We start from the raw sequence: 13,038 nt of genomic DNA on the forward strand, positions 1-13,038 counted from the left end.
ATCAACGGTAACCCCGGATCCCGAGAGCGCTGTATCGGATCGCGGTGCGCACGTCGCGACACGCCGGGAGGGCGTGGAGGGGGCGAATCCGATGTCGGTGGCCCGTCCTAACGTCGCCCCTGTGGATGACTTCCGACGGGCGCTCGGCGGGCCGCATGATCCCGGCCTTTTCGGCTCGTCCGACGCGCCGCGGCCTGTGGATGAAATGGTGGAGAACCTGTGTTGTACATGGGGAGAACGGTGGAAAATCACAGAGATGTAACTACTAGCCCTTGTGGTGCTTCCTGATGTCCGTACCCATATGTAGTATTGAGGTCCCGGCGGCACCCTGCCGGGCACCCACCTGATTTGAGGGGAGAAGATCGGTCGATATGGCAATCACCGTCTACACCAAGCCTTCCTGCGTGCAGTGCACCGCGACCTATCGTGCGCTGGATTCCAAGGGCATCGAATACGACATCCTCGACCTCTCCCAGGACGCCGATGCGCTCGAGCAGGTCAAGGCCCTCGGCTACCTCCAGGCGCCGGTCGTGATCACGGACGAGGACCACTGGTCCGGCTTCCGTCCCGACAAGATCGACGAGCTGGCCTCCCGACTGGTCTGACAGATGGCAACCGCTGTCGCAGACAAGCTCGGCGCGGTTGCCTCCTCCGGCGGGGGCGCCGCTCCCACCATCCCGCTCCTGGTCTATTTCTCGAGCGTGTCGGGTAACACCGCACGTTTCATCGAGAAGCTCGGGATGCGGGCCGTCCGACTCCCGCTCCTCTCTTCGCAGTCGATGCCCGTCATCGATGAGCCGTACGTCCTCGTCACCCCCACCTACGGGGGCGGCCAGGGCCGCGGTGACGAGAAGGGCGCCGTCCCCAAGCAGGTGATCCGGTTCCTCAACGACGAGGGCAACCGGCGACTGCTGCGCGGAGTCATCTCCGCGGGAAACACCAATTTCGGTGACGCGTACTGCGCTGCCGGAGACATCATCAGCCGAAAGTGCCGTGTGCCGCACTTGTACCGGCTCGAGCTTTTCGGCACGCCAGAAGACGTCGATCGCGTCAGCGAAGGATTGGAACGATGGTGGAAGCAGTAGCGACCGAGGCTCAGGCCTTCAAGCACAACCCCGCATATGAAGGGCTGGATTACCACGCCCTCAACGCGATGCTCAACCTGTACGACGCGAACGGGAAGATCCAGTTCGACGCCGACAAGCGTGCGGCGCGGGAGTACTTCCTGCAGCACGTCAACCAGAACACGGTGTTCTTCCACTCCCTGCAGGAGAAGCTCGAGTACCTGGTCGAGAAGGAGTACTACGAGCCCAGCGTGCTGGCCAAGTACCCCGCCGAGTTCATCCAGCAGATCCACGACTTCGCCTACGGCAAGAAGTTCCGCTTCGAGACGTTCCTCGGGGCGTTCAAGTACTACACCAGCTACACGCTGAAGACGTTCGACGGAAAGCGCTACCTCGAGCGCTTCGAGGACCGCGTCGTCATGACCGGCCTCGCGCTCGCCGACGGCGACCAGGGCCTCGCGCTCAAGCTCGTCGATGAGATCCTGTCCGGCCGCTTCCAGCCTGCGACCCCCACCTTCCTCAACGCCGGGAAGGCGCAGCGCGGCGAACTCGTGTCCTGCTTCCTCCTGCGCATCGAGGACAACATGGAGTCGATCGCCCGCGGCATCAACTCCGCGCTGCAGCTGTCCAAGCGCGGCGGCGGCGTGGCGCTGCTGCTCTCCAACATCCGCGAGGCCGGCGCCCCGATCAAGCAGATCGAGAACCAGTCCAGCGGCATCATCCCCGTCATGAAGCTGCTCGAAGACAGCTTCAGCTACGCCAACCAGCTCGGCGCCCGTCAGGGGGCCGGTGCGGTCTACCTGTCCGCGCACCACCCCGACATCATGCGCTTCCTCGACACCAAGCGTGAGAACGCCGACGAGAAGATCCGCATCAAGACCCTGTCGCTCGGCGTGGTCGTGCCCGACATCACGTTCGAGCTCGCCAAGAACGACGAGGACATGTACCTCTTCTCGCCGTACGACGTCGAGCGCGTCTACGGCGTGCCGTTCGGCGACATCTCGGTCACCGAGAAGTACCGCGAGATGGTCGACGACGCCCGCATCAAGAAGACCAAGATCAACGCGCGCGAGTTCTTCCAGACGATCGCCGAGATCCAGTTCGAGTCCGGTTACCCGTACATCATGTTCGAGGACACCGTGAACAAGGCGAACCCGATCAAGGGCCGCATCAACATGTCGAACCTGTGCAGCGAGATCCTCCAGGTGAACACCCCGACGACCTACAACGAGGATCTCTCCTACGCCGAGATCGGCAAGGACATCTCGTGCAACCTCGGCTCGATGAACATCGCGCTGGCGATGGACGGCAAGGACCTCGGTCAGACGGTGGAGACCGCCATCCGTGCCCTCACCGCGGTCAGCACGCAGAGCCACATCGCCTCGGTGCGCTCCATCGAGGACGGCAACGACCGGTCGCACGCGATCGGCCTCGGCCAGATGAACCTGCACGGGTACCTCGCCCGCGAGCACGTGTACTACGGCTCGCCCGAGGCGATCGACTTCACGAACATCTACTTCTACACGGTGTTGTTCCACGCGCTGCGCGCGTCGAACAACCTCGCCATCGAGCGCGGTACCGCGTTCGACGGGTTCGAGGACTCGACCTACGCGTCGGGGGAGTTCTTCGACAAGTACATCGAGCGCCCCTGGGTGCCCGAGACCGAGAAGGCCCGTGAGCTGTTCGCCGGCATCGACATCCCGACGCAGGCCGACTGGGTGGCGCTCAAGGAGTCCATCCAGAAGCACGGCATCTACAACCAGAACCTGCAGGCCGTGCCGCCGACCGGGTCGATCTCGTACATCAACAACTCGACGAGCTCCATCCACCCGATCGCGTCGAAGATCGAGATCCGCAAGGAAGGCAAGCTCGGTCGCGTCTACTACCCGGCGCCGTTCATGACGAACGACAACCTGGAGTACTACCAGGATGCATACGAGATCGGCTACGAGAAGGTCATCGACACGTACGCCGCTGCCACCCAGCACGTCGACCAGGGCCTGTCGTTGACGCTGTTCTTCAAGGACACCGCCACCACGCGCGACATCAACAAGGCGCAGATCTACGCCTGGCGCAAGGGCATCAAGACGATCTACTACATCCGTCTGCGCCAGATGGCGCTCGAGGGCACCGACATGTCCGAGTGCGTCAGCTGCATGCTGTGACGACGGCACTGCGAACATTCGAGAAGGAACGATGACCGAGAAGCTGAAGCTGCTGACCGCCGTCCAGGCGATCAACTGGAACCGCATCCAGGACGACAAAGACCTCGAGGTCTGGAACCGCCTCGTGAACAACTTCTGGCTGCCCGAGAAGGTGCCACTGTCCAACGACATCCAGTCGTGGAACACGCTGACCCCCGACGAGCAGACCCTCACGATGCGCGTGTTCACCGGCCTCACCCTGCTGGACACGATCCAGGGCACGGTGGGCGCCGTCTCGCTGATCCCGGATGCGATCACCCCGCACGAGGAGGCGGTGTACACCAACATCGCGTTCATGGAGTCGGTGCACGCGAAGAGCTACTCGTCGATCTTCTCGACGCTGTGCTCGACGCCCGAGATCGACGACGCGTTCCGGTGGTCGGTCGAGAACGAGAACCTTCAGAAGAAGGCCCACATCGTCATGGACTACTACCGTGGCGACGAGCCGCTCAAGCGCAAGGTCGCCTCGACCCTGCTGGAGTCGTTCCTCTTCTACTCCGGCTTCTACCTGCCGCTGCACTGGTCGGCCAAGGCGAAGCTCACGAACACGGCGGACATCATCCGGCTGATCATCCGTGACGAGGCAGTGCACGGCTACTACATCGGGTACAAGTTCCAGAAGGGTCTCGAGCAGGCCACACAGGCCGAGCGCGAGGAGATCAAGGATTACACCTTCTCGTTGATGTACGAGCTCTACGACAACGAGGTGCAGTACACGCAGGACCTGTACGACGCCGTCGGCCTCACCGAGGACGTCAAGAAGTTCCTGCACTACAACGCGAACAAGGCGCTCATGAACCTCGGCTACGAGGCGATGTTCCCGGCCACGGTCACGAACGTGAACCCCGCCATCCTGTCGGCCCTGTCGCCGAACGCCGACGAGAACCACGACTTCTTCAGCGGGTCGGGCTCGTCGTACGTCATCGGCAAGGCCGAGGCGACCGAAGACGACGACTGGGACTTCTAGAGTCCGACCACGCCGCCGCGACGTCGGAGAATCGCACGAACGTCGGAGGATTCCGCGAGGATTCTCCGACGTTCGTCGTTTCCTCCGACGTTCCTAGGCAGCCAGGCCTGCCATGTGGCCCCGATTGCTAGGGGTGCACTCGCTCGATCACCTCGTGTGCTCGCAGGGCGATATGCAGCGCCACGGCATCATCTCTTCGCTCGACGTCCACGTCGAGGAGATCCTCGATCCGGCGCAGCCTCGCGTAGAGGGCCGGCCGGCTGACGTGCAGTTCGCGGGATGCCGCCGCGATGTTGCGCCCCGCTTCGAGATAGCTGCGCAGACTCGCCAGCAGTCGGTCGCGATCGCTCGCGGCCAATTCGAGGAGAGGCCCGAGGCGCCGCTGCACGAACGCGCGCAGCCGGGGATCGGTGCCGAGCAATGAGAAGAGCGCTCCCGCGCCCATGTCGCCCGGAGTCAGGTACGAGTGCCCAGACTGAAACGGTGCCTCGGCGAACGCGTACTCGGCACTCTCGAACGCGCCCAGCAACGATTTGATGTCGCTGACCACGTCGCCATACGCCACCGCGTTCACGATGCCCTGCGCGCGAAGTGCGGTCGCGAGGCTCCGCAGCACGTCGGACGCCGGCCGACCGGCGGGGGCGGAGACCAGGAAATGGCGCGTCCCGGGTCGTCTCTCCGCGATGATTCCCGAGACCCCGACCTCCGAGATGGCGTTCTCCCAGCCGATGGTCATCGACATGGCCGACTGATCTGGGGCGACACCGACGATGCCGGGGATGAGCGCCGCTCCGTCGACCGGGATGTCGTAGGCCTCGAGGGACGCGTGGATGTCGCCATGCGCACCGCCCGCCAAGATCTCGCTCATCAATCGCTGCTGCGCGTCCTGGCCCATCAGGCGGCGTCCCGTCGCTTGAGAGTACGAGAAGGCGATCGCGGCGGCGGCTCGTTCGGCGACCATGGAGACGAAGGCCTCGGGAAGCGCGGTCTCGCCGATGAACAGACGCCCCCAGGCAGCGCCGTCTGCTCGGATCGAGATGGATCGGAATCGGCCCGAGCCGCCGGTGGGCTTGTCCGCCCGATCCCATTCCGCGAGGAAGGCCTGGGGTGCGTGCAACGAGCGGAAGGCGAGCACGCGACGATTCACATCCTCCAGGACCACCGGCGCCTCCGTCAGCCGGGAGACCGCATCCACGATGTCCTGGCTGCTTGCGCTTTCGACCGTGAGCCGGGTGAAGGTCTCATGTGCAACGGCGGTTCGCTCCAACTCGAGCACTTGGCGCAGAGCGATCTCCCGGTGCACGGACTGCGTGACATCGACGAATCGGGCAGGGCGATCGAGAACGATGAACGTCAGACCCATCGCCTCCGCTCGCGCCACCAACGTCTCGGGAACGGCGTCGATCGCAACACGGAGTTCGACCACGATGCCGCTCGCGCGTTTCGCGCCGAGGACGTCCACCATGTGCTCCCACCCGGACTCGTCTCGCCCCAGAGCGATCCCGCTTGTGAGCACGAGGTGGTCCGCGTCCACGAAGTCGGTCATGTCGGGTTGCTCGCACACGTGCACCCAGCTCACGGGCGTCGTGGCGACACGCGACATGCTGGTCAGCACGCGGGGCTGCGCCAAGCGCACGGCGGGGAGATCAAGGACCTCGCTCAACGTCAGGGACTGATCATCGAGTCGCGTAGCCATTTACACAATGTAACGTTCCGGAGGCGAAAAGCGTCGGAAGTGCAGATATGCCTTGACGAGACTGTCCGATAGCGTGAGAGAACCCGAGCGGCACCGACCGCGTCCCTCCCCCCAACGAGTTCCAAAGGTGATCCGTGTCTCTTTTCATCGACGGCGAACGCCACGAACCGACCGGCCCCGAAACGATCGATCTGATCGATCCGGCCACCGGTAACGTTGCACGAGCGAACGTCCCCCTCGCGGGGCCCGAAGACGTGGAACGGGCGGTGAAGTCCGCGCGGTCCGCGCAGCGCGAGTGGGGACGAGCGACCCCGGGTGAGCGGGCCGCGGTCCTGCACCGTCTCGCCGACCTCGTAGAGGAGAATCTGGAAGAACTCGCACAGGCGGAATCGCGCGAGGTCGGAAAGCCGATCCGTATGTCGCGCGAGTCCGACCTGCCCATGGTCGTCGATGTCGCGCGATTCTTCGCGGGAGAGGCCCGGCACCTTGAGGGTGCGGCGAGCGGGGAGTATGTCCCTGGTTACACGTCGTGGATCCGGCGCGACCCCGTCGGCGTCGTCGCGGGAATCGCCCCGTGGAACTTCCCGCTCCTGATGGCGGCCTGGAAGGCGTTCGCGCCGCTCGCTGCCGGCAACGCCGTCGTCCTCAAGCCTTCGGAGATGACTCCGGGCACCACTCTCCGGCTCGCGGAACTCGCCATCGAGGCCGGGTTGCCCGCTGGACTCCTGAACGTCGTGACGGGAACCGGGCGAACGGCGGGTCATGCGCTCGCGTCGCACTCCGACGTCGCGGTCGTGTCCTTCACGGGGTCCACCGCAGGGGGCCGTGAGGTGATGCGGGCTGCATCCGGCCACAATACGCGCGTGCTCATGGAACTCGGCGGCAAGGCGCCCTTCGTCGTCTTCGACGATGCGGATCTGGATGCCGCGATTCAGGGTGCGGTCGCAGGAACGATCACGAACGCGGGACAGGACTGTGCCGCTGCCACCCGCGCGTACGTGCATGAGTCGCGCATCGATGAGTTCGTCGATGGCGTCGCCGCGATCCTCTCCACGATCCGGATGGGCGACCCGCTCGATCCTGCGACCGAAATGGGACCTCTCGTCTCTGCGAAGCAGTTCGCGAGCGTCCAGTACGCGGTCGACCGCGCGCGGGCCGACGGCGCGACCGTGGTGACCGGCGGAGGACGCGCACCAGGACTTCCCGAGCGAGCGAACTTCTTCCAGCCGACGCTCATCACCGGAGCTGCTCAGGACTCGCAGTTGGTTCAGACGGAGATCTTCGGTCCCGTGCTGGCGGTGCTTCCCTTCTCGACGGATGACGAAGCGATCGCACTGGCCAACGACACCGCGTACGGCCTCGTGGCCTCTGCCTGGACGACCGACTTCACTCGCGCGATGCGGGCTTCGCGCGAGATCAACGCCGGTTGCGTCTGGATCAACGACCATCTGCCGCTCGCGAGCGAGATGCCGCAGGGCGGCGTCGGGGCATCCGGCTTCGGCAAGGACATGAGCAAGTACTCGCTCGACGAGTACACCGTCGTGCGTCACGTCATGGCCGACATCACCGGCAGTGCCAGCAAGGAATGGCACCGCACCCTCTTCGACGCTCGCTGAGCGACGCCGACGATCGACCGAAACGCATTTTGGAGTTGCCATGACAGATCTCACCTTCCGCGCCGCCGTTCTCCGCTCCAGCCAAGAGCCGATGCGGATCGAGACTGTGGTTCTCGACGCCGACCCGCGCCCGGGCGAGGTGCTCGTGAGGCTCAAAGCCAGCGGCGTCTGCCACAGCGACTATCACGGCCGCATCGGGGAATGGACCATGCCGACGCCCATGGTCCTCGGACACGAGGGCGCGGGCATCGTCGAGGCGATCGGCGAGGGCGTCACCACGGTGGAGGTGGGTGACCATGTCGTCCTGTGCTGGACGCCGTCGTGCGGGAAGTGTCAGTACTGCATCGCGGGACGTCCGGTGCTCTGCGATCGATTCAATGAGACCGGTGCCCAGCACCGCTCCCCGGACGGGACCACGCGCGTGCGCACCGTCGGGAACGAGGAGGTCTTCAGCTTCGTCGCACTGGGCACCTTCGGGGAGTACGCGATGGTGCCCGAGTCTGCCGCGGTGGCCGTGCGACGCGACATCCCCTTCGCTGAGGCCGCGCTCATCGGCTGTGCGGTGACGACCGGGATCGGAGCCGCGGTGAACACGGCCGGCGTGCGCGCCGGTTCGACGGTGCTCGTGATCGGATGCGGAGGCGTCGGGCTCAACATCATCCAGGGGGCGGCACTCGCCGGCGCGCGGACCGTCATCGCCGCCGACCTCTCGGACGCGAAGCTGGATTCGGCGCGTGCGCTCGGGGCAACCCACACCATCAACAGCGGAACGACGGATCTGCTCGATGAGGTCAGGAGGCTGACGGATGGTCGCGGAGTCGAGTTCGCCTTCGAAGCCATCGGCCTGAGCAAGACGATCGAGCTCGCGTATCAGGCCACCGCGCGCGGCGGCACGGCAACGGTCGCCGGGCAGGTGCCGGAGGGCGTGACGATCTCGATCGATCCGTTCGAGATGTCCGATCAGGAGAAGGTGCTCCGGGGGTCCAACTACGGTTCCTCCCGACCCGCGATCGATTTCCCGCGCATCGCCGATCTCCACATGGAGGGCCGCGTGCAGCTGAGCCCGCTGGTCACGCGCCGGATCACCCTCGATGAGATCGATGACGCCTTCGAGGAGATGTCACGCGGTGTCGGCATCCGCGCCGTCGTCGAGTACGAGTAGTCCGCAGCACGCGCACCCGCCCACCCTTACCCGAAGGAACACAGTGTCTACTGAAGCACAGCACGCGCCCACGCGCCGTGCCCGCGCCGAGCTCCCGCTCAAACGCACACTGGGCACGACGAGCATCGTGTTCATGGTCATCGCGGGTGCGGCACCGCTCACCGTCGTCGCCGGAATCGTTCCCCTCATCCTGCTTGTCGGAAACGGCATCGGAGCGCCCGCCGACTACCTGTTCGCCGGCGCGATCCTGATCCTGTTCGCGGTCGGATTCACGACCATGAGCCACCACATCAAGAACGGCGGAGCGTTCTACGCCTACATCCAGAAGGGCCTCGGACGCGTCGGGGGACTGTCCGCGGCAGCACTGGCGCTCGTCACCTACTTGCTGCTGCTGGTCGCGGTCTTCGCGTACTTCGGTGAAGCATCCAGCAACGTCGTGCAGACGTTCACGGGGGCGGACGTGCCCTGGTGGCTCTTCACCGCCGGGGGCCTGTTGCTGATCGCGTTCCTGGGTCACCGCAATGTCGAGATGAGCGCGCGAGTGCTCGGGATCCTGCTGGTCGCGGAACTGGCGATCGTGGCGATCGTGGACTTCGCGATCATCTTCAGCGGAGGCGACAACGGCCTGCGCGCTGACCCCTTCTTCCCGGAGAACGTCTTCTCGGCCAACCTCGGCACGGGCGTGATGTTCGCGATCTTCGGTTTCATCGGCTTCGAGGCGACCGCCGCGTTCCGGTCCGAGGCGAAGGATCCGGACCGCACCATTCCGCGGGCGACGTACATCGCCGTTTCGATCATCGCCCTCTTCTACGCCTTCTCGTCCTGGGCGGCGATCGTCGGGCTCGGGGTCGACAAGGCCGTCGATGCGGCCACCGCGGACCCCGTCAATCTCATCACCGACCTGGGCACGCGCTACGCGGGCGCCTTCGTGCACGATGCCATGCAGGTACTCCTCGCGACGAGCTTCTTCGCGTGCGTGCTGACGTTCCACAACGTCGTGTCGAGGTATCTGTTCACGTTGGGCCGATTCGGTGCGCTCCCGCAGTCCATCGCGGCGGTGCATCCGAAGTACTCCTCGCCGTACCGGGCATCCGCGATCACCGCGGCGTTCACCGGCGTCCTGCTGCTCGTGTTCACCCTCCCCGGGCTGGACCCGGTGGTGGAGATCTACACGTGGCTGTCCGGCGCGGCGACGCTCGGTCTCATCGTGCTGATGGCTGCGACCAGCCTCGCGGTGCTCGTGTTCTTCGGCAGGCAAGGCAGGCTGGGCTTCTCGGTGTGGCGCACGCGCGTGGCTCCGGCACTCGCGCTTGCCGGACTGCTCACGGCACTCGTGCTGGTTCTCGCGAACTTCGAGTTCCTCATCGGTTCGGCGTGGCTCGCCGGGGTGTTCGTCGTGGTCCTCGCGCTCGCCATCGCCGGCGGAGCCGCCTGGGCGCTCACGCTGCGCGCCCGCCGTCCGGACGTGTACGCGCAACTCACCGAGGAAGAGGATGCTGCTGCCTGAGCAGCATCGGCATTCCCCGCGGGGCCCGCTCACTGAGCGGGCCCCGTCCACGATCGGGCGGGTCCTCCGCGATATCCCGATCCAGAGCATCGATCGAGAGAAGAAGCACCCGTGAGCGCACTCCTGAAGCAGGCGATTGAATCGACGTACCCGACCGTCACGCACGGACGAGGCGTGTATCTCTACGACACCGAGGGGAGGGAGTACCTCGACGGCTCGAGCGGAGCGATGACCGCTTCCCTCGGTCACGGGCTCGATGAGATCGCCGATGCGATGAGCGCGCAGGCGCGGCGGGTGGCGTTCGTCTATCGCACGCAGTTCACGAGTGAACCCGCTGAGATCCTGGCGTCGAAGCTCACGTCGCGCGCTCCCGCCGAACTCGATTGGGCGTACTTCGTTTCGTCGGGGTCCGAAGCCTCCGAGATGGCGATCCGGGCAGCGGTCATGTACTGGCGCGAGCGCGGTGAACCCGAGCGCACCAAGGTCCTGGGGCGCCAGACCAGTTACCACGGCATGACGCTCGGGTCCCTGTCCTTGTCGGGTCAGCCTGTTCGCCGCCGCGACTACGGGAACCTGATCCAGCCCTTCGCGCAGGCGCCCGATGTCCACGTCGGATACGCGAGGCCGGGCGAGAGCGAGGACGAGTACGCGCGTCGTGCTGCGGAGGGCTTCGAGGCCACGATTCTGGCGAATGGACCGGAGACGGTCGCAGCCATCATCGCGGAGCCCATCGTCGGCGCCGCCGGCGGGGTGCTGGTGCCGCCGCGGGGATACTTCGCTCGACTGCGAGAGATGTGCGATCGGTACGGGGTCCTCCTGATCCTGGATGAAGTGATCACGGGCGTGGGGCGCACGGGGAACTGGTTCGCGAGCCTCGACGAGGACGTCATCCCGGACATGTTGCTGTGCGGAAAAGGCCTCTCCGGCGGCTATGCACCCGTCGCTGCCGTCCTCTTCCGCGATCGGGTCGTCGAGACGCTCAAACGCGGCAGCGGTCTTGCTCCCTTCGCCCACACGTTCTCCGCGAACCCCGTCGGCGCGGCCGTCTGCGTCGCGGTCCTGGACTACATCGAGCGCGAGGACGTGCTCGCCAACGTGCGGTCGCGCGGAGCCGAACTGGCATCCGGGCTGTCAGAGATCGCAGCCCGCCATCCGATGATCGCGGACGTGCGAGGGCGGGGGCTCCTGTGGGGCTTCGAGTTCACGACGGATCCCGGCCACATCTCCCCGCCGTCGGCGGAGGCCAACGTGTCCGGGCGATTCGTTGAGCTGTGTATGGAGGCGGGGCTGATCGTCTACCCGGCCGGCGCTCCGGGGCGCAGCAGCGCGATCATCCTCTCCCCGCCGCTCGTGATCACGGCCGACGAGGTCCGCGATCTGCTCGGACGGCTCGAAACCGCTGCGGCGAGGCTGGAAGCCGAGCTGCCGGCACTCCTCACGTCCGCCTAGCTGTTCTTCCCCGACACGTTGTGATCACGTGAGGTGAGCGAAGACCTCCGGGAACGATGTGGGTAACCACACTCAGATCGTTTCCACGGAGGTCTTCGTGACTCACGCTAACGCGCCATTTACTCCCGAGGGCAGGGCACGCCTGGCCCGACTCATCGTCGTCGACGGCTGGACGGTACGCCGCGCTGCGGAACGGTTCCAGTGCTCGCCAGCGACCGCACCGCATCGGCTATCACCTGCACGTTCCCCGGTCGACGGTCGGCCGAGTACTGGCCCGCTACCCAGATGCTCCCGCGCTGCCACAAGCGCTAGAGAACGCAGAAACCATCTCAAAGAAGTTGGGGCTCATTGACGGGGTGTTGTCCGTCCCTGATGAAGCTGTCGTGAAGCATCGCTGTGTGAGCCGACGATCACCGAACCGTGGGCGGTACGGCCCCCGCCCCGCGGGGCCCGGCCTCAGCGCACCGGGAAATCGAAGTACGTCTCGGGATGAGGTTCGTCCGCGAGCCGGTAGTGCCACCACTCCTCGGGCAGTGGAACGAAACCGGCGGCGGTCATCGCGTCGCGCAGGATGAGGCGGTTCGCGGCCGCATCCGCACTGACGCCTTCGGCGTCGCCGGCGCCGTGGTGCGAGGGAAGGCCGAAGAAGTCGAACGGCGTGCCCATCCAGATTTCGCGCCCGGTGGCCGCCTCCACCAGGGTGACGTCGACGGTGCTGCCGCGCGAGTGCCCCGAATGCTCCGCGATGTACCCGTCGGCGAACAGTCGGCTCGTGTCGACGTCGGGGTAGAACGCCTGCTTCATCCCCTCGTCCCCGGGGTCGGCCGCCCAACGGACGAAGTGGTCGACGGCGCGCTGCGGGCGATACGCGTCGAAGACCTTCAGCACATACCCCTGCGTGCGCAGGATGTCGCCGGCCTCACGGAGCGCCGCCGCAGCCTCAGTCGTGAGGATCGCAGCGGACGCCTCGTATCCGTCGATGCGCTCGCCGACGAAATTGTAGGTGCTGGCGTACCGGATCTCCTGGATCGCGTCGGGGACCGCGTCGGCGAGGTGGACGAACCCGTCCGGCAACGGTGTCGGTGATGCCGATGCCGTCGGTGCGCTCGTTGGTGCGGTGGTGTGTCCCGCCTCGGCCGGTGGGGCGGCGGCGCATCCGGTGAGGAGCGCAACCACAAGCAGTGCGGCCGCGGTGATGCGACGGGACATGGGCGTCTCCTTCCCGACGGGGTGGGCTGATGGGCGGCAGTGCTGTGCCCGACTCTGGGAGCACGCGCAGAAGGTGCATGCCGCAGCAGTCACCGTGGAGTGATCCTACGGGGCCGGTGCGCGACTCGGGGAACCGGCCGCCTCCACTTTCTGGTTGACAGAGT

At 65.8% G+C, this 13,038-nt stretch carries 10 protein-coding genes and 1 pseudogene; 9 read left to right on the forward strand and 2 right to left on the reverse strand.

Features of this window, described 5'->3' with window-relative positions; genetic code table 11:
• Positions 1-371 precede the first annotated feature (371 nt).
• The 4 genes from nrdH to nrdF are packed head-to-tail and all read left to right on the forward strand — an operon-like array spanning position 372 to position 4,235.
• Positions 372-605, forward strand: a complete 234-nt coding sequence (nrdH, locus tag F6J84_RS00690; RefSeq protein WP_150894463.1) for a glutaredoxin-like protein NrdH — start codon at positions 372-374, stop codon at positions 603-605.
• Between the two features lie 3 nt (positions 606-608).
• Positions 609-1,085 carry a class Ib ribonucleoside-diphosphate reductase assembly flavoprotein NrdI gene (gene nrdI, locus F6J84_RS00695; protein WP_150970551.1) on the forward strand — a complete coding sequence of 159 codons (477 nt, stop codon included), beginning with the start codon at positions 609-611 and terminating at the stop codon, positions 1,083-1,085.
• Positions 1,070-3,229 carry a class 1b ribonucleoside-diphosphate reductase subunit alpha gene (nrdE, locus tag F6J84_RS00700; RefSeq protein WP_150894459.1) on the forward strand — a complete coding sequence of 720 codons (2,160 nt, stop codon included), beginning with the start codon at positions 1,070-1,072 and terminating at the stop codon, positions 3,227-3,229. The genes nrdI and nrdE overlap by 16 nt, the downstream gene beginning before the upstream one ends.
• Before the next feature lie 31 nt (positions 3,230-3,260).
• The gene (gene nrdF, locus F6J84_RS00705; protein ID WP_150970553.1) at positions 3,261-4,235 is read left to right on the forward strand and encodes a class 1b ribonucleoside-diphosphate reductase subunit beta; all 975 of its coding nucleotides are present in this window, start codon (positions 3,261-3,263) and stop codon (positions 4,233-4,235) included.
• Positions 4,236-4,362: 127 nt separating this feature from the next.
• On the opposite strand, the gene F6J84_RS00710 is transcribed toward nrdF, so the two are convergent.
• Positions 4,363-5,931: a PucR family transcriptional regulator gene (locus F6J84_RS00710; RefSeq protein ID WP_150970555.1), complete on the reverse strand. Its 1,569-nt coding sequence runs from the start codon at positions 5,929-5,931 to the stop codon at positions 4,363-4,365.
• 134 nt (positions 5,932-6,065) lie between these two features.
• Here F6J84_RS00710 and F6J84_RS00715 point away from each other — a divergent pair, with 134 nt between their 5' ends.
• From F6J84_RS00715 to F6J84_RS00735, 5 genes and pseudogenes are all read left to right on the forward strand, one after another.
• On the forward strand, positions 6,066-7,547 hold the full coding sequence (locus tag F6J84_RS00715; protein WP_150970557.1) for an aminobutyraldehyde dehydrogenase: 1,482 nt from the start codon (positions 6,066-6,068) through the stop codon (positions 7,545-7,547).
• A gap of 40 nt (positions 7,548-7,587) precedes the next feature.
• On the forward strand, positions 7,588-8,709 hold the full coding sequence (locus F6J84_RS00720; protein ID WP_150970559.1) for a Zn-dependent alcohol dehydrogenase: 1,122 nt from the start codon (positions 7,588-7,590) through the stop codon (positions 8,707-8,709).
• 43 nt (positions 8,710-8,752) lie between these two features.
• Positions 8,753-10,216 carry an APC family permease gene (locus F6J84_RS00725; RefSeq protein WP_202980462.1) on the forward strand — a complete coding sequence of 488 codons (1,464 nt, stop codon included), beginning with the start codon at positions 8,753-8,755 and terminating at the stop codon, positions 10,214-10,216.
• Positions 10,217-10,327: 111 nt separating this feature from the next.
• Positions 10,328-11,665, forward strand: a complete 1,338-nt coding sequence (locus F6J84_RS00730; protein WP_150970563.1) for an aminotransferase family protein — start codon at positions 10,328-10,330, stop codon at positions 11,663-11,665.
• A 97-nt stretch (positions 11,666-11,762) separates the two neighbouring features.
• Positions 11,763-11,946: pseudogene (locus tag F6J84_RS00735) on the forward strand (IS481 family transposase); the annotation flags it as partial.
• A 175-nt stretch (positions 11,947-12,121) separates the two neighbouring features.
• On the opposite strand, the gene F6J84_RS00740 reads toward F6J84_RS00735, so the two are convergent.
• Positions 12,122-12,874 carry a M15 family metallopeptidase gene (locus F6J84_RS00740; RefSeq protein ID WP_150970565.1) on the reverse strand — a complete coding sequence of 251 codons (753 nt, stop codon included), beginning with the start codon at positions 12,872-12,874 and terminating at the stop codon, positions 12,122-12,124.
• Between the last annotated feature and the right edge of the window lie 164 nt (positions 12,875-13,038).

Origin of the sequence: Microbacterium caowuchunii (genome assembly GCF_008727755.1) — a bacterium.
GTDB classification, from domain to species: domain Bacteria; phylum Actinomycetota; class Actinomycetes; order Actinomycetales; family Microbacteriaceae; genus Microbacterium; species Microbacterium caowuchunii.